The sequence below is a fragment of the Nesterenkonia salmonea genome, from assembly GCF_005771525.1.
GTDB classification, from domain to species: domain Bacteria; phylum Actinomycetota; class Actinomycetes; order Actinomycetales; family Micrococcaceae; genus Nesterenkonia; species Nesterenkonia salmonea.
Map to the genome: position 1 here is coordinate 95,906 of NZ_VAVZ01000002.1, position 20,592 is coordinate 116,497.

At 63.7% G+C, this 20,592-nt stretch carries 21 protein-coding genes; 9 read left to right on the plus strand and 12 right to left on the minus strand.

Annotation, left to right across the window (positions count from 1 at the left end; translation table 11 throughout):
- The first annotated feature begins 183 nt into the window (after positions 1-183).
- From FEF26_RS16235 to FEF26_RS01135, 3 genes are all read left to right on the plus strand, one after another.
- Positions 184-309 (plus strand): hypothetical protein, encoded by a 126-nt coding sequence (locus FEF26_RS16235; RefSeq protein WP_279536466.1) that lies wholly within the window; start codon positions 184-186, stop codon positions 307-309.
- A 99-nt stretch (positions 310-408) separates the two neighbouring features.
- Positions 409-1,170, plus strand: coding sequence for a 3-oxoacyl-ACP reductase FabG (gene fabG, locus FEF26_RS01130; RefSeq protein ID WP_138251698.1), 762 nt, complete (start codon positions 409-411; stop codon positions 1,168-1,170).
- Positions 1,167-1,646, plus strand: a complete 480-nt coding sequence (locus FEF26_RS01135; protein ID WP_138251699.1) for a MaoC family dehydratase — start codon at positions 1,167-1,169, stop codon at positions 1,644-1,646. Before fabG ends, FEF26_RS01135 begins: the two co-directional genes overlap by 4 nt.
- A gap of 70 nt (positions 1,647-1,716) precedes the next feature.
- Here FEF26_RS01135 and FEF26_RS01140 read toward each other — a convergent pair whose 3' ends face one another.
- A complete protein-coding gene (locus tag FEF26_RS01140) occupies positions 1,717-2,934 on the minus strand; it encodes an acetyl-CoA C-acetyltransferase (RefSeq protein WP_138251700.1) in 1,218 nt (405 codons plus the stop codon).
- A gap of 8 nt (positions 2,935-2,942) precedes the next feature.
- Positions 2,943-4,166: an acyl-CoA dehydrogenase family protein gene (locus FEF26_RS01145; protein ID WP_424991712.1), complete on the minus strand. Its 1,224-nt coding sequence runs from the start codon at positions 4,164-4,166 to the stop codon at positions 2,943-2,945.
- A gap of 87 nt (positions 4,167-4,253) precedes the next feature.
- Here FEF26_RS01145 and FEF26_RS01150 point away from each other — a divergent pair, with 87 nt between their 5' ends.
- The 5 genes from FEF26_RS01150 to FEF26_RS01170 all read left to right on the plus strand — a co-directional run bounded on the left by FEF26_RS01150 (position 4,254) and on the right by FEF26_RS01170 (position 9,309).
- A complete protein-coding gene (locus FEF26_RS01150) occupies positions 4,254-4,874 on the plus strand; it encodes a QsdR family transcriptional regulator (protein ID WP_138251701.1) in 621 nt (206 codons plus the stop codon).
- A 25-nt stretch (positions 4,875-4,899) separates the two neighbouring features.
- Positions 4,900-5,301 (plus strand): acyl-CoA thioesterase, encoded by a 402-nt coding sequence (locus FEF26_RS01155; RefSeq protein WP_243730337.1) that lies wholly within the window; start codon positions 4,900-4,902, stop codon positions 5,299-5,301.
- Positions 5,302-5,394: 93 nt separating this feature from the next.
- A complete protein-coding gene (locus FEF26_RS01160; RefSeq protein ID WP_138251702.1) occupies positions 5,395-6,441 on the plus strand; it encodes a phosphotransferase family protein in 1,047 nt (348 codons plus the stop codon).
- 3 nt (positions 6,442-6,444) lie between these two features.
- Entirely contained in the window at positions 6,445-7,647 is a 1,203-nt protein-coding gene (locus FEF26_RS01165) for an acyl-CoA dehydrogenase family protein (RefSeq protein ID WP_138251703.1), read from the plus strand.
- 72 nt (positions 7,648-7,719) lie between these two features.
- The gene (locus tag FEF26_RS01170) at positions 7,720-9,309 is read left to right on the plus strand and encodes a long-chain-fatty-acid--CoA ligase (protein WP_138251704.1); all 1,590 of its coding nucleotides are present in this window, start codon (positions 7,720-7,722) and stop codon (positions 9,307-9,309) included.
- An 82-nt stretch (positions 9,310-9,391) separates the two neighbouring features.
- On the opposite strand, the gene FEF26_RS01175 is transcribed toward FEF26_RS01170, so the two are convergent.
- The 9 genes from FEF26_RS01175 to FEF26_RS01215 all read right to left on the minus strand — a co-directional run bounded on the left by FEF26_RS01175 (position 9,392) and on the right by FEF26_RS01215 (position 17,331).
- Positions 9,392-10,669 carry an ABC transporter substrate-binding protein gene (locus FEF26_RS01175; protein ID WP_138251705.1) on the minus strand — a complete coding sequence of 426 codons (1,278 nt, stop codon included), beginning with the start codon at positions 10,667-10,669 and terminating at the stop codon, positions 9,392-9,394.
- 33 nt (positions 10,670-10,702) lie between these two features.
- Positions 10,703-11,749 (minus strand): branched-chain amino acid ABC transporter permease, encoded by a 1,047-nt coding sequence (locus FEF26_RS01180; protein ID WP_138251706.1) that lies wholly within the window; start codon positions 11,747-11,749, stop codon positions 10,703-10,705.
- A complete protein-coding gene (locus tag FEF26_RS01185) occupies positions 11,746-12,624 on the minus strand; it encodes a branched-chain amino acid ABC transporter permease (protein ID WP_138251707.1) in 879 nt (292 codons plus the stop codon). The genes FEF26_RS01180 and FEF26_RS01185 overlap by 4 nt, the downstream gene beginning before the upstream one ends.
- Positions 12,624-13,382, minus strand: coding sequence for an ABC transporter ATP-binding protein (locus tag FEF26_RS01190; protein WP_243730338.1), 759 nt, complete (start codon positions 13,380-13,382; stop codon positions 12,624-12,626). Before FEF26_RS01190 ends, FEF26_RS01185 begins: the two co-directional genes overlap by 1 nt.
- Positions 13,382-14,110: an ABC transporter ATP-binding protein gene (locus FEF26_RS01195; protein ID WP_138251708.1), complete on the minus strand. Its 729-nt coding sequence runs from the start codon at positions 14,108-14,110 to the stop codon at positions 13,382-13,384. Before FEF26_RS01195 ends, FEF26_RS01190 begins: the two co-directional genes overlap by 1 nt.
- Before the next feature lie 111 nt (positions 14,111-14,221).
- Positions 14,222-14,971 (minus strand): glucose 1-dehydrogenase, encoded by a 750-nt coding sequence (locus FEF26_RS01200; protein WP_138251709.1) that lies wholly within the window; start codon positions 14,969-14,971, stop codon positions 14,222-14,224.
- A gap of 13 nt (positions 14,972-14,984) precedes the next feature.
- Positions 14,985-15,998, minus strand: coding sequence for an NADPH:quinone oxidoreductase family protein (locus tag FEF26_RS01205; RefSeq protein WP_243730339.1), 1,014 nt, complete (start codon positions 15,996-15,998; stop codon positions 14,985-14,987).
- The gene (locus FEF26_RS01210) at positions 15,995-16,579 is read right to left on the minus strand and encodes a TetR/AcrR family transcriptional regulator (protein ID WP_138251710.1); all 585 of its coding nucleotides are present in this window, start codon (positions 16,577-16,579) and stop codon (positions 15,995-15,997) included. Before FEF26_RS01210 ends, FEF26_RS01205 begins: the two co-directional genes overlap by 4 nt.
- A gap of 5 nt (positions 16,580-16,584) precedes the next feature.
- Positions 16,585-17,331, minus strand: a complete 747-nt coding sequence (locus FEF26_RS01215) for an SDR family oxidoreductase (protein WP_138251711.1) — start codon at positions 17,329-17,331, stop codon at positions 16,585-16,587.
- 151 nt (positions 17,332-17,482) lie between these two features.
- Here FEF26_RS01215 and FEF26_RS01220 point away from each other — a divergent pair, with 151 nt between their 5' ends.
- On the plus strand, positions 17,483-18,619 hold the full coding sequence (locus FEF26_RS01220) for an alcohol dehydrogenase catalytic domain-containing protein (RefSeq protein WP_138251712.1): 1,137 nt from the start codon (positions 17,483-17,485) through the stop codon (positions 18,617-18,619).
- On the opposite strand, the gene FEF26_RS01225 is transcribed toward FEF26_RS01220, so the two are convergent.
- Positions 18,591-20,588 (minus strand): amidase, encoded by a 1,998-nt coding sequence (locus FEF26_RS01225; protein ID WP_341805130.1) that lies wholly within the window; start codon positions 20,586-20,588, stop codon positions 18,591-18,593. The two genes, FEF26_RS01220 and FEF26_RS01225, sit on opposite strands and share 29 nt — an antisense overlap.
- Positions 20,589-20,592 lie beyond the last annotated feature (4 nt).

Here is a 20,592-nt window from a genome sequence, read left to right on the forward strand (position 1 = left end):
TGGAGACCACCGGGACGTGAGCATTCTTCACTGACGACTGTCCAAGCCGTGTGACTCAAGCAACAGAGACAAGGTCTTGGACTTCAATTTCCTATAGCTTCTAGAAAAAACCTATACCAATTAACACTGTGTTGCAACTCACATCTGCTTGTTCTCCCTAGTCAGCTGCTTTCGCCCCAAAGCATGAACGGTGACAGAGAGGCAGTGGGAACGCTGAGCCTGACTCTCGAGCAGCCACTGATGCAGCACACATCCTCGAAAGCAGCTTTGACGACGACGCCGACTGTGGCCTTGGTGACGACCAGCTGACCCCCATTGGGGGACCTGCTCAATCAGGCGCACCCTTGCAACATACCGCGCAGTCGGTATGCTTCTAGGAACTGAACAGATCGACGAGAGGACACCCGTATGAAACCCACAACCCCACGCGTTGCGATGGTGACCGGAGGTGCGCGCGGAATCGGCGCAGCCACCGCCCGTCGCCTTGCCGAGGAAGGGCACGCTGTGGCGGTGCTTGACCTCCTTGAAGAGCAGGCAATCGCCACTGCCGAGGAGATTCGAACCGCGGGCGGTTCGGCCCTGGCCTTAGGAGTCGACGTCGCCGATGAACTGGCCGTGGAGAAGGCGACTGAGCGCGTCGCCCAGGAGCTCGGAGGTCCCACTATCCTGATCAACAACGCCGGGATACTGCGCGACAACTTGCTGTTCAAAATGAGCACCGAAGACTGGGATCAGGTACTTTCGGTACATCTGCGTGGTGCGTTTCTCATGTCCCGGGCTGTGCAGAAACACATGGTCGACGCCGGTTGGGGCCGCATCGTCAACATGTCCAGCACCTCGGCTCTGGGCAACCGAGGTCAGGCAAACTACTCTGCGGCCAAGGCAGGAATACAAGGGCTGACAAAGACTTTGGCCACCGAGCTGGGCAGGTTCGGCATCACTTCTAACGCGGTAGCTCCCGGATTTGTCCAGACAGACATGACGCGCACCACGGCGGAGCGGGTGGGGATGGAATTCGATGAGTTCGTCGCCGCCGCCACCGCCCAGATTCCGGTTGGCCGACCCGGAGTTCCGGAGGACATCGCCGCTGCTGCAGCCTTCTTCTGCTCGGAGGAGGCGGGGTTCACCTCGGGACAGGTGCTCTACGTGGCGGGAGGGCCGGCGGCATGAGCGCAGCAAAGAACTCACGCGTCATCTCCGCAGCGTCCCCGGCCGAACTCGCCGATTGCGTTGGCCTGACGGCAACCGGGCAGTGGTTCACCATCGACCAGGAACGTATCCAACTCTTCGCCGACGCAACCATGGACCATCAGTGGATCCACCTGGACGCTGAGCGTGCAGCATCCGGACCCTTCGGAGCGACGGTGGCGCACGGCTATCTGACACTTTCACTGCTGCCCCATTTGGCCGCGTCACTGATTGAGGTGGGGAATGTGTCCTTGGCGATGAACTACGGACTGGACAAGGTGCGCTTCATTGCGCCGGTGACTGCCGGCTCACGGGTGCGTGCCAGCACCGAATTGACCGCAACGGAGCAAACAACCTTGGGAGTGCGCGCAAACTCGACGGTGACGATCGAGCTGGAGGGTTCCTCCAAGCCGGCGGTAGTGGCGGAGACCATCTCGATCTACGTGCCTGAGCGCTAAGGGGCCTCCTCCCCTTGTGGGACGGGGAGGAGGCCAGCCGCTGAGTACACGCTCTCGCGGTCTGGAGTCCTCAGACCCGCTCGAGCACCATCGCCATGCCCTGTCCCCCGCCGACGCACATCGTCTCCAGTCCATAGCGTCCCCCGGTCTTTGCCAGACCGCCGATAAGCGTCGAGGTGATGCGTGCCCCAGTCATTCCGAAGGGGTGGCCGACCGCGATCGCGCCGCCATGGACGTTGAGCTTGTCCTCCTCAACGCCGAGCTCACGCGCCGAGGGAATGACCTGTGCGGCGAATGCCTCGTTGATCTCAACAAGATCCATGTCTGCGATCGTCAGATTCGCCCGGGCCAGCGCAGACCGACTCGCATCGACAGGCCCCAGGCCCATAATTTCAGGCGAGAGCCCGCTGACACCTGTGGAGACAATTCGGGCAAGGGGCTGGAGCCCGAGCTCGGCTACGACGCGGTCGGAGACGACGACCAGAGCCGCCGCACCGTCGTTCAGCGGGCAGGAGTTGCCCGCGGTCACAGTACCGTCGGGACGGAAGACAGGCTCCAGGGTGGCCAGCTTCTCGACAGTGGTCCCCGCACGTGGGCTGTCATCACCAGAGACGATGGTGCCGTCTGGAAGCGTGACGGGTCGGATGTCCTGCTGCCAGAAGTCAGCCGCCTGCTCAGTGCGCTGTTGGCTGCGCGCAGCAAACGCATCCTGTTCGTCCCGAGTGATCCCAAAGAGTTCAGCGACGTTCTCAGCCGTCTGCCCCATGGAGATGTAGGCGTCTGGCAGCGTCCCCTCCTGCCTGGGATCTGTCCACCGCGCTGAGCCGGACTGGGAACGTTCCAATGTCCGAGCCGTCGCCTCAGCGAAGACCGGATTGGTGAGGTCGTGGCCGGGAATGTAATCGCTGGAACCGATCGCCATTCCGCTGACTGACTCGACTCCTGCGGAGATGAAAATATCTCCTTCCCCAGCCTTGATGGCGTGGAACGCCATACGAGTGGACTGCAGACTGGAGGCACAGTATCGGGTCACCGTGGTGCCGGGGACATTGTCCAAACCCAGCAGCACAGTGATGATGCGGGCCAGGTTGTGCCCTTGGTAGCCACCGGGGAGGCCGCAGCCGAGGATGAGGTCCTCGACCCGGGCGGGATCCAAGCCGGGCACACTATCCAGGGCGGCCTGGACGGTACCTGCTGCTAGGTCGTCAGAACGGAGGTCTTTCAGAGACCCTTTATAGGCGCGTCCGATGGGGGATCGGACGGCGGAAACAATATATGCCTCGGGCATTTTTCTCCTTAGACGAACGCCGAGTGGCCGGTCACCGACCGTGCGACGATGAGTTGATTCATGTCCTTCGTGCCTTCGAACGTGTAGACAGCCTCTGCGTCGGCAAAGAATCGGGCCACTCCGTAATCGAGGGTAATGCCGTTGCCGCCAACGACTTCGCGGCACAGCGCCACCGTTTCGCGCATCCGTGTAGTGACGAATGATTTGGCCATCGCCGCGTGCTCATCGCGCTGAGTGCCCTCGTCTCCCATCTGGGAGACACGGACGCACAGGCCGAAACTGGCGGTGATGTTTGCGATTGCTGTGGCCATCTTGTCCTGCACCAGCTGAAATGATGCGATCGGCCGGCCGAACTGCTCCCGCTGCCCCACATACTTCAGTGCCGCTTCGTAGGCGCCGATCATGGTTCCCAGCGCCTGCCAGGCCACTCCGTCACGGGTGATGCGCAGCACCTTGGCCAGGTCGCGGAAACTGTCGATCTTCTGCAGCCGGTCGGTCTCTGCGACTTCGACGTTCTCGAGGGTGATGTCGGCATTCTGCACGATCCGCAGCGACTGCTTACGTTCGATCTTCGTGGCGCTGAACCCGGGGGTGCCTTGGCGCACGATGAAGCCCTTGACCCGGTCATCAGCGGTGTCCTTGGCCCAGATGACGACGACGTCGGCGAACGTGGCGTTGCCGATCCAGCGTTTGGCACCGTTGAGGACCCAGGTATCACCCTTCCGCGTTGCAGTGGTGCGCATACCGCGGGCCGTGTCCGAACCTGCCAGTGGTTCAGTCAGCCCGAAGGCGCCGATCATCGATCCGTCCGCGAGCTGCGGCAGCCATTGGGCCCGCTGCTGGTCGGAACCGCCGAGGGCAATGGAGGTCATCGCCAGGCCACTGGAGACTCCGATAAAGGTGCAGAATGAGGAGTCAACACGCGCCAGCTCCATACCGATCCATCCGCGGTGAACTGCAGAGGACTCCAGCGTGGAGGTTTCTTTCCATCCAGCGCCCATCGTGCCGATTTCCGCAAAGGGGCGGAAGAGGTGCACCGGACATTCAGCCCGTTCCCAGTAGTCGTCGGCGATCGGCCGCACCTCGCGCTCCATGAACTCGCGCACGGCGTGGACGGACTCCTGTTGGCGCGGTGTGAGCAGCTTCTGGAATCCGTAGAAGTCGGACTCGAGCAGCGGCATCGGCTCGCTGAGCTCTTCGGCGGTCGGGGTCTTCTCAACAGTGGACATCATTGTTCCTCCATTCGATGGGATGCCACCAGTGTGCATCATTTTTCAAAATGTTGCACCCCTGTCTCGTCGAGCGGTTACGCTACGGCTATGTCAGAAATCGGATCAGTCGGGTTGGCGGCAGCCCCCACGCCGCTTTCGAAGAAGCTCGCCGCGGAGCACATCGACGCGCAGCGGGCCTTCGTGGCCGCGCGTGAGACCTTCGTCCGCGGTGAGCGCATCGATATGGGGCGCCTGGCCATGTCCCTCGGCGTCGACCGGACATCGTTGTTTCGGTGGGTCGGAAACCGGGATGCTCTGCTGACAGAAGTCCTGTGGTCACTGGCGGTCCCCACGCTCGTGCAGGCTCAGCAGGCCGTCGCTGCGCTGCCGGGGCGCGCCTCGTTGGCCGCGCTGCTGACTCACTTCGCGCAGGACCTCATCGAAGCGCCCTATTTCCGCGCATTTCTCCGCCGCGAACCTGCCCGTGCACTGCGACTGCTGACGACTGCGGCAAGTCCCATTCAGCAGCGCTACGTGGCCACCGTCGAGTGGCTGCTCCTGGTCCGGCTCAACAACGAGGACGGGATCGGCGCGCTGACTCACCATGCCTTGGCCTATCTGCTGGTGAGGGTTTCCGAATCTTTCACCTACGCCGACCTGATCGCCGGAGAGACTCCGAGCATTGATCAGGCGCGGGCCGCGTTCAACCATCTGCTGCGCGTCGACTGACGCCCCCGACCTCGAAGGAGACGCTGTGCCACCAGCTCGCCAACGGTTCCCGCTGCGCTGGAACGACAATGACCAGTATGGCCATATGAACAACACCACCTACTACGAGGCCATGGACACCGCGATCAACACGTGGCTGATTCGATCAGCGGGCCTCGACCCCGCCGGCGAGACGATCGGACTGTGCGTGGCCTCCAGCTGCGAGTTCCATGCGCCGGCTTCGTACCCGGAGGAACTGGTGGTCGAAGTGGGCACAGAGCGGGTGGGCCGGACCAGCATCGCCTGGCGGCTGCGTATCCTGCGCTCCGGCGGCGCAGAAGTGATTGCGGTGGGATCGTTCACCCACGTCTTCGTCGACTCAACTACTCGCCGGCCGACTCCCATCCCGGAGAGTATCCGGCAGGCCGTCGCTGAACTGCACGCCTGACCCGCACAGATCAGGACAGGGGGCGACCAGCACCCCAACAAACCGACCACGCGGTATGCTAATGTGAGTGGCATCACGAAAGGTAGGTTACTCATGACTGAGGTGCCGGGATTAGACAGGGCCGGACTGACCCACTGGCTCGAAGCGACTCACCCGGAACTCGCCGGGGACGTGTTGACTGCCAGTGTGATAGCCGGCGGTCGGAGCAACCTCACCTACCGCATAGACGGTGCTACACGCCCCCTGGTGCTGCGCCGACCGCCATTGGGGCACGTGCTCTCCAGCGCCCACGATATGCATCGAGAGCACAAGGTGATTCACGCACTGTACGACTCGGCTGTCCCGGTGCCGGCAACTATCGACGTGGTTGATGACACGGAGACCAAACAGGTGACCGGCACCCCCTTCTTTCTCATGGAGCGCGTCGAGGGCGTCGTCCTATCCTCGCCGGAGCAGAACCGCCGGTTCACCCCGGAGGCACTGTACGGTCTGGGCATTCAGCTCGCCGAGACTCTGGCGGACCTGCACGGCGTCGTTCCTGCTGACGTGGGGCTGGAGACGTTCGGCCGTCCCGAGGGGTACCTCGAGCGGCAACTGGCCACCTGGCGGCGGCAGCTCAATGCCTCCCAGTCCAGACCTCAGCCGGAGCTGCACGCTCTGCAGGACCGGCTGAGCGCCGGACGCCCCGCGAGCCCTGCGCCTGCTGTGGTCCACGGCGACTTCCGGCTCGACAACGTGCTGGTCACTGAGGACGCGAAGCAGCCGAAGATCGCGGCCGTGCTCGACTGGGAAATGGCGACGCTCGGGGATCCGCTGGTGGACCTCGGAATTCTCGGTCTGTACTGGCAGATCGGCTCCCTGATCGACGGGCCCCCGGCGCAGAGCTCGATCGTGCCCGGCGCCGGATATCCGGAGTTTGCGGAGATCGTCGACGCCTACGCCGCGCGCCGAGGCGTACTGATCGGTGACCTCTCGTGGTACCGGGCCTTCGCCGCCTATAAGCTCGCCGTCATTCTCGAGGGAGTCCATTTTCGCTACCGCTCAGGAGAGACCGTCGGCACGGGATTCGACCACATCGGCGAACTAGTCGCACCGCTGGCCGAGGACGGCCTGGCCCACATCAACGCCCTCAGGAGCTGAACGATGGACTTCTCACACGAACCGCACGTGGTGGACCTTGCGGAACGAGTTCGGACATTCGTGGATGATCACGTGCTGCCGGCAGAACCCATTCTCGACGAACAGCTCGCCGCCACCCCCGAGGAATGGTCCTTCCGCCCGATCGTGACTGAGCTGCGCGCACGGGCGCGGGCTGCCGGACTGTGGAACCTGTTTCTCCCAGGTGCGCAGGGCGCCGGACTGACCAATCTGCAGTACGCACCGCTGGCGGAGATCACCGGCTGGAGTCCACGACTGGGACCGGTCGCCTTCAACTGTGCGGCGCCTGATACCGGCAATATGGAGCTGCTTTCCGACTTCGGCACGCCAGAGCAGAAAAGCCAATGGCTCGAACCGCTGCTGGAGGCGCAGATGCGTTCGGCCTTCTGTATGACCGAACCTGATTCGCCGTCCTCTGATGCCTCACAGATCTCCACCCGGATCCGCCGGGAGGGCTCCGAGCTCGTCATCAACGGCCGCAAATGGTGGTCCACAGGTGCCATGAACCCCGAGGCGAAGCTGCTGATCGTGATGGGCAAGACCGATCCCGAAGCAGCCCGCCATCAGCAGCAGTCGATGGTGATCGTTCCCCGGGAGACTCCTGGGGTGCGGATCGTCCGGCCACTGACAGTCTTCGGGTACGACGATCGCGACCATGGTGGACATGCCGAGATCGTCTTCGACGAGGTCAGGGTTCCTGCCGGAAACCTTATCGGCGGGGAGGGTGCCGGATTCGCGATCGCCCAGGCTCGGCTCGGCCCCGGCCGAATCCACCACTGCATGCGCACCCTGGGGATGGCTGAGCGGGCATTGGCGCTGGCCGGCAGCCGCGCTCGGGAGCGCAGCCCATTCGGCCGGCCGTTGGCTGAGCAGCCGGTGATCCGGGAGTGGATCGCTGAGTCCCGCATTGAGCTTGAGTCGCTCCGGCTGTTGGTGCTCAAGACAGCCTGGCTGATGGACACCGTCGGAAATCGGCAGGCAATGACTGAAATCCAGTCAATCAAGATCGCCGTGCCCCGTGCGGCCCAGCGAATCCTCGATCGGGTGATCCAGCTCTTCGGCGGTGCGGGACTCTCAGGCGACCACCCCGTGGCCGAGATGTTCGCCGGCGCCCGGGCGCTGCGCCTGGCTGACGGACCCGACGAGGTGCATCTGTCGTCACTTGGAAAAGCTGAACTTCGACCATGAACACGCTCCCACGGGCCACTTCGTCCCAGCCGGGAGAAAGATCTACTCGATGAGGAGAGAAGAGGACACACCATGACGAAAAGACCAGACGAAGCCATTGACGGCGCAGGGTTCGCCACCCTGTCTATGGCCAACATTCTGTCCGAGACCGCCCGCCGCTTTCCAGAGCGTCCCGCACTGCATTTTGCAGGAGCGACGGTGAGCTACGGCGACCTGTGGGAAGAGACCCGCGCTTACGCCGGAGCACTGCGGGACCGCGGTATCGGTCGAGGATCCCGCGTGGCCATGATTGTGCCCAACGTGCCCGACTTTCCCCGCGTCTATTTCGCAGTGCTGAGCCTCGGTGCTGTGGTGGTGCCGATCCACCTGCTGTTCAAGGCACGTGAGATTGAGTACGTGCTCCAAGACAGTGAGGCTGACCTGGTGGTCGCCGCCGCGCCGATGCTCGGCGAAGCTGTGCCGGCGACCCAGGCAGCAGGCCTTCCGCTGCTCACGGTGCTCCAGCCCTCCCCGGAGGAGACAGACCTGCCGTATCAGCGCCTGGAGGAGGAAGCTGCAGCTGCAGAGCCGCTCGATCGGAACGTGCAGGTGCACCCCACGGATGCCGCGACGATTCTTTACACCAGCGGCACCACTGGTCAGCCCAAGGGCGCGGTAGTCTCCCACGTCTCTGGCGTGGAGCAGGTGCACTGTTCGCTCATTGACGCATTCGACTTGGGTCCGGACGACGTCGTGTTCGGGGGCCTTCCGCTCTTCCACGCTTTTGGGCAGATGGCGGTGATGAACATGTCTTTCCGCTGCGGAGCCTCCATTATCCTGCTGCCGGTTTTCGACCCCGACGAGGTCCTGGCGCAGTTGGACTCCTACCGGGCGACGGTATTCACCGCAGTGCCGACTATGTACGTCGGAATGCTGGAAGCTGCCAAGCGCAGCGGCGCACGACCACCCCTGCGTTACGCAGTCTCCGGTGGGGCCGCGCTTCCCGAGCCGGTGCTGGAAGAGTTCAGCTCTGTCTACGGAGCACAGGTGCATGAAGGGTACGGACTGACCGAGACCGCACCCACGGTCTCATTCAACTCCATCTACCAACCGATCCGGCCCGGCACCGCTGGCCGGCCGATTTGGGGGGTCGACGTCGCGGTCGCTGACCCTCACCAGGAAGATGAGATCCGGCTGTTGGCCCCTGGGGATCTCGGCGAGCTCGTAGTCCGCGGGCACAATCTGATGAAGGGCTACCTCGGGCGGCCGGAAGCCTCTCAGGCGGCGGTGCAGGACGGGTGGTTCCGCACCGGTGACTTGGGCACCGTGGGTGAGCATGACGTCGTCACTATTGTGGATCGCAAGAAAGACATGATCATTCGCAATGGGTACAACGTTTACCCAACAGAGGTCGAGGCCGTGCTTGCTGGCCATCCGGACGTCGCGATGGGTTCCGTATTCGGTGTCAGCCATCCCGCCCACGGCCAAGAGGTTCACGCCGCAGTGGTTCTTGAGGAGTCCAGTCGTGTGGACCCGGACAGTATTGTCGCGTACGTGAAGGAACGTGTCGCCGCGTACAAGTACCCCCGTGTGGTCCACATCGTCGACGAGCTGCCGATGGGACCCAGCGGAAAGATCCGCAAGCGAGAGCTCCCAGAGATGTTCGCCCCGGCGCAGAGATAGCAGCTCAGCTAAGCCGTTGGAGACGGTAAAGGGGCGGGCACCGAGTGAGTCTCGATGCCCGCCCCTCTTATGTCTGTTCGGTTCAGTGGGAGGGTATACCTTCATTCTCCAGCGGGACTGGATCAGGCTCGACTGCTTCCGGCTCGCCGTCTGTGACCTGGTAGGCGTAGTCGATGAAGTCCTGGACCTCATCCTCAACGACAGCGATCTGCACCGTGCGATTGCCGAAGTGGTCGTCCTCGGCGTAGGTGAGCGGCACAATGCCGTTGCCGACCACCTCTCCTGAGGCGAGCGTCTCCACGATGGCCTCGCGGGTGGGCTCCTCACCTGTGCGGGCCAGGGTTTCCGCGAACACGTAGGCCACGCTCATGCCGTAGGTGGTATTACCGGTGAACGCGGCTCCGCCGTTGTATTCCTCGTTGACGTCTTCGAACAGCTCGTACCAGTCGCTTTCCGGGGTGTTCTGCAGATAGTTGACCGAAATCAGCCCCTCAAGCAGCGGCGCGGCGTCACCCAGATGGTCGACCAGCGTCGGGTAGTCGCCGCCGGAGCTTGAGGCGTACCAGTTCGGCTCATACTGCAGTTGCGCGGCGGTCCCCAGGGCGAGCGCAGTGAAGCCGTTGATCGTTGCAAGGATGTTGGCGTCACACCCTGCCGACTGCATCGCGCCTATTTGGGCCGTGACGTCCTCGTTCGCTGTTGAGTACCACTGGACTTCCGCGACACCATCGTCCCCGACGGCGCCTTCCACGCCCTCGAGCATGCTTTCGCCGAAATCGTCGTCCTGGCCCAGCAGGCAAATGGTGGGGTCGTCTTCGCTGTCGAGGATGTACTGTCCCAGGGCCGCGCCCTCGGTCACGTAGTCAGCGTTGTACCCGAACGTGTTGGGAAACTCGTCAGGCTGGTTCCACACCAGCGACCCGGAGGAGACGAACAGGTCGGGGACGTCATTCTGATCGAGGTATTCCAGCACCGAAGAGTGGGTCGGTGTGCCGAGGCCGTTGACCAGGGCGAAGATGTCCTCCTGCTGAACCAGCTCGCGCACCACCGACTGCGTGTTCGAGGGGCTGTAGGCATCGTCCCGCACGATGTATTCGATGTCCCGACCGTGGATGCCGCCATTGTCATTGATGTACTCGAAGTAGGCGCTGGTCGCCGCTGAGATCGAGGCGAAACCGCCTGCGGCGGGACCCGTCAGTGGATGGTGTGTGCCGATCGTCACGGTGTCATCCGTGACTCCTGGCGTGTTCTCGGTCTCCGCCGCGCCGCACGCAGCAGTCGCCGAACCGAGCAGCACCGCTGCAGTGAGCGCCGTGACGCGCCGCCCGCGCGGCGCTGCTGCTTTCTGGGTGTTTCCCATTGTTGTCACCTCTCTGTGATGGAGTGTCGCGAATTATGAAGTAGTGGCATGCTCGGGTTTATCCGCAGTGCGGGTGCGCCGTCGGCGACGGCGAACAAACCGGCTCTGAACGGCCCCGGCGAGGCCGCCGGGCCACATGATCGTGACGACGATCACGAGGATGCCGAATATCAGCAGGGTGAGATTGCCGGACAGGCGGTGCTGCAGAGCAGAGGAGATGTCGGCTGCGGAGATGGCGGTGTCGATCAGCCACGGCAGCAGCACGATCAGGGCTGATCCGACGGCGGCGCCAGAGATGCTCCCGAGCCCACCGACCACCGCGGCGACCAGCAGCAGCAGCGAAAATGCCAGGTCATATCCGCCGGGGGTGACCGACTGGGTGATGATGCACAAGGCCGCACCTCCCATACCGGCCGCCAGCGAGCTGGCGATGAAGGCTCCGACTTTGACCCGACCAGGAACCACACCGCTGAGCCGTGCGGCCGTCTCATCACCGTGGACTGCGCGCATTCGCAGGCCTGCCCGGCCTGCGCGCATCACGGCAAGGGGGGTCACCGTCAGGGCAGCGATCAGAACAGCGATCCAAGCATGCCACTGCTCGGGTGCGATGAATGACTGCAGAAGCTCAGGAACTGCCACATAGGGCGCGGAGAGGCCCTGCTCACCTCCGAGGATTCTGAGCTGACTGGCGAACGCGGGCAGTGCAATGACAAGCGCCAACGTCAGGCCTGCCAAATACGGTCCCCTTAGCCGTGCGCTGGCCAATCCCAGCAAGGTGCCCACTGCACCCGAGAGCATGATCGCACCAAGTATCCCGATCAGCACCAGGGCTGACCCGTCGACTCCCGCATCAGCTGCTGGGCCGGCGGACAACGCGTAGCCGTAGCCCCCGGATGCCATCAGCACAGCGTGCCCCAGCGAGAGCTGCCCGGTCAGTCCGATGAGCAGGCTCAGGCCTGCGACGGTGCAGAAGGTCGCGGCAATCACCGCAAGCTGATAGTTCCGGAATGAATCGAACAAAAACGTCAGTGCCAGAAGCAGCACCGTGATCAGCGCCGCCCGGAGGAAGATGTTCTTCATGCTGTTCTCGCTTCCTTAAGGGCGAAGATTCCGCCCGGACGTATGAGCAGAACTGCGGTGAGCAGCGCGAGTACTGCCAGGGGTGCGTATCCCGCGCCCAGGTAGCCGGTCACCATAGTGATGAGCACGCCGACGATGAGTCCTCCCAGAAGCGCGCCGATCGGCGAATCCAGGCCGCCGAGCACGGCCACAGTGAAGGCTTGGACGAACAGGATGTCGGCGGAGTGAGCGCTCAGTCCGAGTTCTGTCGGTACCAGCAGCAGGGCTGCCAGGGCAGCGACCGATGCCGAGAGCATCCATCCAATGGTCACCATTCGCGGTACACGCACGCCCAGAAGTCGCGAGACTTCCGGTGCTACGGCCGAAGCGCGCAGCTGCAGTCCGAGTGTGGACCGGTTGAACAGCAGTCCCAATCCGACCAATACAGCCAGGGCAACGACCAGGACAAACAGATCGTAGGGCGAGAGCACCGGGATGCCGGCCACCACGAAGGGAGATTCCGAGAACGGCGCCTGCACTGGTCGATGCTCCGGTCCGAACAGGATCCCGAGGCCAGCCTGCAGGACCATCACGAGTCCGATCGCGACGATCATCCCGGGCAGGGGCGTCACGTGGGGCACTCGGCGGATGAGGCCGCGCTCGATGATCGCTCCGAGCAGAGCGCCGGTGGCCAGCGCGGCGATCAGCCCCGCCCAGTAGGAGCCCGTCAGCCCCACCACGGTGAAGGCGACGAACACTGCCACGATCGCCATGGCGGCTTGGGCGAAGTTGATGATCCTCGCGGCGCGCCAGATGATGACCAGAGACAGCGCGAAGAGCGCAATGACCAGACCCCGGGAGACCCCGGTGGCGAAGAGAAAGACAAAAGTTTCCATCAGAACCCCAAATACGCTTGTCGTAGTGCCGGATCGGCAGCGAGGTCGGCTGCGGGTGCGTCGACGACGATCTCGCCCAGGCCCAGCACCACGCCCCGATCAGCGATGGACAGCGCGCTGGTGACGTTCTGTTCCGCCAGCAGCACCGTCAGCCCGGTGCGGTCTGCGGTCTCCCGCAGCAGCGTCATCAGCTGGGCCACCACGCGCGGGGCCAGTCCGAGGGAAGGCTCGTCCAGGAGCAGGACCCGCGGTTCAGAGATGAGTGCGCGCGCCAGGGAAAGCATCTGCCGCTCGCCGCCGGAGAGTTCGTGTCCCAGACTCATGCGCCGTCGCCAGAGTGGTTCGAACATCTCATACATCTGGTCAACCGCCGCGTTGCGATCACTGCGGTCCCGGTATCGCCACAGCCCTCCCAAGTGCAGATTCTCATCAACGCTGAGTTCGGTGACGACGCTGCGCCCTTCCGGAACTTGGGCAAGTCCCAGCCGCACCCGGTTCTCCACTGCGACGGAGGTGAGATCCTGTCCGTCCAGCTGCACACGTCCGGCACGGGGAGCCAGCAGGCCGGAGGCGGTTCGCAGCAGCGTTGACTTACCTGCTCCATTGGCACCGAGAAGGGCTACGACTGCCCCGTCTTGAATGTCGAGGTTGAGCTCATCGATCACGGGGGAGCCGGTGTAGGCGACAGTCAGCGACTGGAAGGAGAGCATCGGTGGACTGGTACGCCGGGGCTGGTTCTCGGTGACCACCTCAGTCATTACGCGGCCTCCAATCCCAGATAGGCAGCTTCAACGGCAGGGTCTGATCGGACCTCATCGGGCGTGCCTATGGCGACAACCTCCCCGAAGTCCAGGACCACGACTCGGTCTGCGACCTCCATCACGAAGTCCACGTGGTGCTCCACCAACAGGACGGCATTTCCCTGGGTTCTGAGCGAGCGGACGAGATCGGCCAAATCGCTGATGTCTTCCCGACTGAGTCCACCTGCTGGCTCGTCGAGCAGGAGCAGGCTCGGGTTGGTCACCAAAGCTCGTGCCAGAGCCACGCGCTTGCGCATCGCGTAGGGCAGGGAATCCACCGGCGCCTGCGCATAGCTTCCCAGACTTAAGCGTTCCAGCATCGCCGCGGCGGTCTGAGCGGCTGCAGTGCGCTGTCGCAGGCTGGTCAGCGGGACGAGGACGTTCTCCAGGACAGTCAGACCGGAGAACAGTCCCAGCCCCTGCAGGGTGCGGGAGACGCCCTGCTCCAGCAGGGCGCTTGTGGAATCGGGAGCCGGCCGGCCGTTGATGCTGATGCTCCCAGACTTCGGCCGCACCAAAGAGCACACGGCGTTGAATACCGTGGTCTTGCCTGCGCCATTCGGCCCGATCAGGGCCACAGTTTCATCGGCTTCTACGGTGAAGCTCACGTTCTTGAGCGCAGTCAGTCCGCCGAAGGCCACGGTGAGCGCAGAGACGGTGAGTCTTGGAGATGCGTTGCCGGACATCGCCACCCTCCTTGTGATGTAGGTTACTTCCACCGTAGCGTATAAACCGACTGGACGGTATGTTTTGGTCAAAAGTCGCCCAACTTCTTGAAGGGTTGATGCTCGGACGCCTCAGCGGCGACCGATACCGACAGTCATTCCGCCGTCGATGACCAGCTCCGCCCCCGTGATGTACCGCGAGGCATCACTTGCCAGGAAAACTACAGCCTCCGCGACGTCGTCCGGAACGCCTCCGCGGCCCAGCGGGATCGGAAGGACCGCTGGATCGATGCGGGGGGTCATCTCAGTGTGGATGAAGCCAGGATGAACCGAGTTGACGCGAATGCCGGCTGCTCCGAGTTCCACCGCCAGCGACTTGGTCAGACCGCTCACGCCAAACTTCGCTGCAGTGTAGCCGTGCAGCCGCGCGCTTCCGCGCAGGCCTTCGACTGAGGAGATATTGATGATCGCTCCGTGGCCGGCTTGCTTCATGGCAGGCACGACTGCCCGGCCACCCAGAAAGGTTCCGGTGAGATTGACGCCGAGGACTGCGTCCCATTTTGCGCGGGTGAAGTGTTCAATCGGAGCCGCGTTGGCGATCCCGGCGTTGTTCACCAGCACATCAAGCCTGCCCCACTCGGCGATCGTGTCTTCGACCAGTTGGTCCCAGGCTTGCTCATCAGTGACATCCAGGTAGGCGAACTGTGCACGCTCGCCCAGCTCCTGCGCCAGCGAGCCCCCGAGGTCTTCCAAGATGTCAGCGATCACTACCTTGGCTCCTGTCGCGTGCAGGGCGCGCGCGTAGGCCTCGCCGAGTCCGCGCGCTGCGCCGGTGACGATCGCCACAGACCCGGCGAGGCTGGAAACTTCGCTCTGCGTCATTGCACAGTCCGCCTCAGTCGCTGACTGCGATCACGACTCGTCCGACAGTGTCACCGGTGGCTAACCGCGCGATGGCGCTCGGCGCCTCAGCGAAGGCGACGATGTCGTCGATCACCGGGTTGATGGATCCGGCCTCGGCCAGAGCTACCAGGTCCTCGTGGGCGGCGTCGACGAGCTCGGGCAGTCGCTGCTGATAGAGCGCCCAATGCAGCCCAAGCACCCCGTAGTTCTTCACCAGCGCGTGGTTCGCCCGGGCTGCGGGTATCTCACCGCTGGCGAAGCCGACTACGACGATCCGCCCCTCGAAGGCGACACACTTGGTTGACTGCTCGAACGCGGTGCCGCCCACCGGATCAAAGACAACATCTGCGCCGGCGCCTTTGGTGAGCTCCTTGACCCGCTTGGCCAGGCCGTCGCCGATCTCGGCGCGCACGATCACCTCTGAAGCACCGGCGGCTCGTGCCGTGTCGGCTTTGGCAGCGGAGCCGACGACCCCGATGACGCGTGCCCCTGCTGCCGCGCCGAGCTGCACTGCGGCGGTGCCTACTCCACCGGCAGCCGCATGGACCAGGAGCGTCTCTGCCTGCTGAAGCTGGGCGCGGCGGTGGAGTCCGAACCAGGCGGTCTGGTAGGCGATTGTCAGGGCAGCCGACTGTGCATCATCCAGCGAAGCCGGTGCGGAACGCACACCGGAGGCGGGCACTGCGGCGTATTCGGACAGGACCCCGATCTCGGAGGCAACTACGCGATCCCCCAGTGCCACGCGGGTCACTCCCCCACCGACGGCGACCACATCGCCGCACAGCTCGATTCCGGGGGTGAACGGCAGCTCCGGCTGCACCTGGTACTGCCCACGGGCGAGCAGCACGTCGGGGAAGTTCACAGCTACCGCCCGCACGCGCAGAAGCACCTGATCGGGACCTGGGGAGGGCACCGGGACGTCATCCAGGCGCATCACCTCCTGCGGTTCGCCATGTTCGGTGACTCGCCATGTGCGCATGGTCCCTGGGATGGACGAATCGGTCATGATGCTTCCTTCCGTATGCCGCTCAGGAACAGATCAGTGAGGTGCTGAGCCACCTCTTGCTTAGTCTCCGGGCCTTCGGGGGAGTACCAGTGCGAGAGGTAGTGCAGGTCGCTGAAGAAGTGCGCGATGAGCACTGATCGTGGGATGTCGGTCCGGAAGGAACCCTCGTCCTGACCGCGCTCGATCAGAGCTGCGATGCGGTCGTGATACTCACGACGACGCCGGGTCACCTCAGCGCGCCGGGGTTCGCTGAGCAGGTGCATGCTTCGGAAAAACACGGTACCTTCGGGCAGGAAATCGATCGAGGTCTCGATCACATCCACGCAGACCTCCCGCAGCACCTCTTCAGCGCTGCCGCCTTTGCTCAGCGCCGCTTCCAGATGGGAGCGCTGCAGCGAGAGCAGGCGCTCATAGATGCCGAAGAGCAGGTCGTCCTTCGACTGAAAATAGTGGTACATCGCCCCCTTGGTCACACCTGCGGCCGCGACGATCTGCTGCACGCTGGTGTTGGCGAATCCTTGGCTGGCGAACAGATCTACGGCCACGCGGGTGACTCGGTCAGCAACATTTGAGTTCTTCATGGTGTCTAGTCTGACTCCCCGGAGGTGATGCTTGCACCGCCGTCGATCTTTATGGTCTGGCCGGTGATCCAGGAGGCGTCGTCGGAGAGCAGGAATGCCACTGGGCCGGCCACGTCCTCGGGCTCGCCGAGACGTCCCAGTGGGTAGGCGCTCCCAGCCTGGTCTTCTCGACCTTCGTAGAGCGCTCGAGCCAATTGGGTCTTCACCACTGCAGGTGCGACGGCGTTGACCCGCACCGCAGGTGCCAATTCGTGGGAGAGCTGTTGCGTGAGGTTGATCAGCGCTGCTTTGGAGACGCCGTAGAAAGCGATGTTGGGGCTAGCTGTTGTGCCGGCGAACGAGGCGATGTTGACCACCGAGCGTTCAAGTCCCGCCGCCACGGCGTCACGGGTCCACTCGAATGCCGCCAGCACGTTGACCTCGAAGATCTTCCGCACCACGTCCGGATCAACATCGAACGCTGGCCCATAGGCGGGGTTGATGCCGGCGTTGTTGACCAGATGGTCCAGGCGGCCGAAACGCTCGAATGCATGCAAGATTGCTGCGGCGCGGTGATCAGGGTCATCGGCCTTGCCCGCCACTGCTGAGGCCCGCTCTGCCCCGAGATCCGCCACGGCCTCATCCAACGCGGTCTGACCGCGTCCGGTGAGCACCACAGCGCCTCCTTCAGCAACGAGCCGACGCGCCGTCGCCAAACCGATACCTCTGCTGGCACCGGTGATCAGTGCCACCTTGCCGTCGAATGTCTGCAAAATATCTCCATACCGTCTGGTCGGTTTAATAGGTGTAGACTAGCACTTGCTTGGCGACCTTGGCCAGCAGTTCGGGACGGCGAACCTCAGCGAAGGCTTCTGTCACCAGCCCCCGCGCGAGCACTGTCCGCAATACCTATGGAGCGAAACGATGACGACACGGAGAATTCGCGGAGCTGTCCTGACCGCTTCAGGAGCTGAAGCCCCCTATCAGGACAGCCTGCCGCTGCAGGTCCGTGATGATCTCGCACTGTCCGAACCGGGTCATGACGAGCTGCTTATCCGCATAGAAGCGGCAAGTGTGTGCCACTCTGATCTCTCGGTGATCAATGGCGATAGGCCCAGACCAATACCTATGCTGCTGGGACACGAATCGGCCGGAATTGTTGAGCAGGTAGGTCCAGGCAGCGAGGATATCTCGGTCGGGCAGCGCGTGGTGATGACGTTCCTCCCCCGGTGCGGCGACTGTGCAGGGTGCTCCTCCGAAGGGGTAATTCCCTGCACCAGCGGAAGTCGCGCGAACGAGAACGGCACCCTGCTCAACGGTGACCGGAGACTGGCTGACTCCATGGGCAATGAGATTCACCACCATATGGGTGTCTCAGCTTTTGCCACATACGCGGTGGTTTCCAAACGTTCGGTTGTCCCGGTGGCAGATGATGTCCCGCCTGAGATTGCTGCTCTACTTGGCTGCGCCATGCTCACCGGCGGTGGAGCGGTGTTGAACGTGGCGAAACCTCAGCCTCAGGACCATGTGGCTGTCATCGGCCTGGGCGGCGTCGGAGCGAGCGCTCTGCTGACTGCCCTGGCATTGGACGTCAAGCGGGTCACGGCAATCGACACCAATGAGAGCAAGCTCAACTTCGCCCGCAGGCTCGGCGCCCACGAAGTGCTGACCCCCAATCAGGCTGAAGACCAGAATATGGCCTTCGACGTCGTGATCGAGGCAGTTGGACACCCTCAAGCGTTTGAGGCCGGATACCGGCTCCTAGGCAGCGGCGGCCGCCTCGTCACGGTGGGGCTGCCGCGGCCCGGAAGCCAGGCAGTGATTGACCCGCTCACCCTGACTGCGGGCAATCGCTCGGTCCTGGGAAGCTACCTCGGCACCTCCGTCCCTGATCGGGACATCCCCATCTTTGAACAGCTCTGGCGTCAAGGACGCCTCAATCTCGAAGCTCTCATCACCAGCACGAAGACTCTGGACGAGATAAATGAGGCCATGGATCTGTTGGACCAGGCCCGTGAAGTTCGTCAGATCATCAGTTTTGGTCAGCGGCTGCCGAGCTGACGGCCGCTTTGACGATGCCGCCGACTGCGGCCTTGGTGACCACGAGCACCTCCTCGGTGCTGCGTTTGCGCCGGGCGGAGACTCTGCCGCGGAACGTATGCGGGGCAGAGTCTGCGGGAACCAAGATATGGCCATCGGCCCAGACCTGAACCCTGGGATCCTCGGCATCGGTGTGTACGCGGACGGTCAGCTCCCAGTGGGCGTCTGCGCGTTCGACCAGAACGTCGTGGGAGACCGTGAACTCGATCATCTGCCTCGCTGCAGGCACCCGGACCTGATTGCTCGGCAGGGTCGGCGTCAAGAACGGTGTGACCCGGCGCTTAGCCGTCCGCTCATAGGCCCACGCAAAGTTCAGCAGCGTGTCATCTTTATAGGCCGCCCCGGCAAAGGTCAGCCCCACCGGCATCTGCAGATCCGCCATGGCCCCCATAGGCACGGTCACCGTCGGAATCCCCAGGTGGCGGATCACCCGGTTACCGGTGGAATAGACCACACCGTTTTGGCTGGCAGCCGCTTTCGACTCCGGACGCACAAACAGGTCGTCCCGCCCAACGTCACCCGCGGCGGGAAAGACCACTGCGTCCAATCCCCGCTGACGCATCCAGTCCTCGAAGTCCCGCTTGCGCGCCTCCTCAAGTCCGCGCAGCAAAGCGTCAAGGCCGTCGACCTCGTCGAATGTCTGCGGCAGGCCTGCTTTGGCGAGCTCGACTATACGCTGCCAGTCGAAGCCGCCGCGGGCCCGCTCGATCCAGACCGGCACCGGGGCGTCTTCAGTGGGGAAGACGGCATCGCCGTCCACATCGGCCCACGTGTTCAGCCTGGGATCAGCGTTGAGGCGCAGGAACTGCTCCATGGCGATAGCGGTGACCGGACCGCCCTCCAGCTCCCGCCAGTTGGCCGGAAGCATCCCGCGCTCCACCAGTGACTCCGCGCTGGGCCGGTCCTCCTCGTAGTTGGAGACTACGGGGAAGTCGACTTCCACGACCTCTGCCCCGAGGGCCTCCAAATCCGTGCGAGCCCGCCGCCACAGAGCTTTGACCGAGTCGCGCACCGCCGGCGGAACGGCAGCCTCAGCGTCCTCACCGATGAACATTCGGGGTACCCCGAGGCGAACGCCGTCGAGCCGCTCGGTCCGTTCATGCACAAAGGTTGCCGGGCGCACCGATTCAGGGCTGGGCAGCTCCACTGCCCTCTGTTGGCGCCAGAAGTCTCCTGCGGGGTCCGGATCGTCAACCACCAGCACATCGAGCAGCCGCAGCAGATCTGCCACCGTTCGGGTATGCGGTACGACGACGTCGCAGGAGGGTCGCAGCGGCCAGTTCCCGCGGATGGAGATCAGTCCGCGCGAGGGGGTATAGGCCACCAGCGAATTGTTCGACGCCGGCGAGCGCCCGGAGGAGACCGTCTCCTCCCCCATGCCGAAGGCACTGAAGCTCGCAGTGGTGCCGGTGCCCGAGCCGCTGGAGGAGCCCGAGCCGTAGGCCGCAGTGAGATAGTCCGGATGGTACGGGCTGCGGGCATACCCGTAGACCCCGGGCTGGATGCCGCCGGCGGCCATCGGCGGCATATTGGTCTTGCCCAGCAGCACCGCCCCGGCCCTGCGAAGTGCTTCCACAGCAGCGGCGTCCTTGGTCGCCACCAGGTCTTTGAACGCCACCGAGCCGGAGGCCACCGTGAGGTTTTTGACCATATAGCTGTCCTTCACGGTGAACGGCACCCCCTCCAGGGGGCGCACGGGGTCACCTCGGCGCCGACGCGCGTCGGAGGCCTCCGCCTCGGTGAGGCATTCTGGGTTGATGATCGGCACCGCGTTGAGGCACCACCCGGTGCGGTCGTAGTAGCCGATGCGGTTCAGATAGGCGCACACCAGGTCCACGCTGGTCAGCCTGCCGGCCTCCAGCTCGTGGAGCATCTGGCCAATGCCCAGCTCGACCACATCCAGCACCTCAGCTGCGGCACGCTCATTCACGGTG

Bases quoted from the DNA above. Each gene is read 5' to 3' on its own strand.
- FEF26_RS16235 (WP_279536466.1), top strand. From the start codon at position 184: ATGAACGGTGACAGAGAGGCAGTGGGAACGCTGAGCCTGACTCTCGAG.
- fabG (WP_138251698.1), top strand. From the start codon at position 409: ATGAAACCCACAACCCCACGCGTTGCGATGGTGACCGGAGGTGCGCGC.
- FEF26_RS01135 (WP_138251699.1), top strand. From the start codon at position 1,167: ATGAGCGCAGCAAAGAACTCACGCGTCATCTCCGCAGCGTCCCCGGCC.
- FEF26_RS01140 (WP_138251700.1), bottom strand. From the start codon at position 2,934: ATGCCCGAGGCATATATTGTTTCCGCCGTCCGATCCCCCATCGGACGC.
- FEF26_RS01145 (WP_424991712.1), bottom strand. From the start codon at position 4,166: ATGATGTCCACTGTTGAGAAGACCCCGACCGCCGAAGAGCTCAGCGAG.
- FEF26_RS01150 (WP_138251701.1), top strand. From the start codon at position 4,254: ATGTCAGAAATCGGATCAGTCGGGTTGGCGGCAGCCCCCACGCCGCTT.
- FEF26_RS01160 (WP_138251702.1), top strand. From the start codon at position 5,395: ATGACTGAGGTGCCGGGATTAGACAGGGCCGGACTGACCCACTGGCTC.
- FEF26_RS01165 (WP_138251703.1), top strand. From the start codon at position 6,445: ATGGACTTCTCACACGAACCGCACGTGGTGGACCTTGCGGAACGAGTT.
- FEF26_RS01170 (WP_138251704.1), top strand. From the start codon at position 7,720: ATGACGAAAAGACCAGACGAAGCCATTGACGGCGCAGGGTTCGCCACC.
- FEF26_RS01175 (WP_138251705.1), bottom strand. From the start codon at position 10,669: ATGGGAAACACCCAGAAAGCAGCAGCGCCGCGCGGGCGGCGCGTCACG.
- FEF26_RS01180 (WP_138251706.1), bottom strand. From the start codon at position 11,749: ATGAAGAACATCTTCCTCCGGGCGGCGCTGATCACGGTGCTGCTTCTG.
- FEF26_RS01185 (WP_138251707.1), bottom strand. From the start codon at position 12,624: ATGGAAACTTTTGTCTTTCTCTTCGCCACCGGGGTCTCCCGGGGTCTG.
- FEF26_RS01190 (WP_243730338.1), bottom strand. From the start codon at position 13,382: ATGACTGAGGTGGTCACCGAGAACCAGCCCCGGCGTACCAGTCCACCG.
- FEF26_RS01195 (WP_138251708.1), bottom strand. From the start codon at position 14,110: ATGTCCGGCAACGCATCTCCAAGACTCACCGTCTCTGCGCTCACCGTG.
- FEF26_RS01200 (WP_138251709.1), bottom strand. From the start codon at position 14,971: ATGACGCAGAGCGAAGTTTCCAGCCTCGCCGGGTCTGTGGCGATCGTC.
- FEF26_RS01205 (WP_243730339.1), bottom strand. From the start codon at position 15,998: ATGACCGATTCGTCCATCCCAGGGACCATGCGCACATGGCGAGTCACC.
- FEF26_RS01210 (WP_138251710.1), bottom strand. From the start codon at position 16,579: ATGAAGAACTCAAATGTTGCTGACCGAGTCACCCGCGTGGCCGTAGAT.
- FEF26_RS01220 (WP_138251712.1), top strand. From the start codon at position 17,483: ATGACGACACGGAGAATTCGCGGAGCTGTCCTGACCGCTTCAGGAGCT.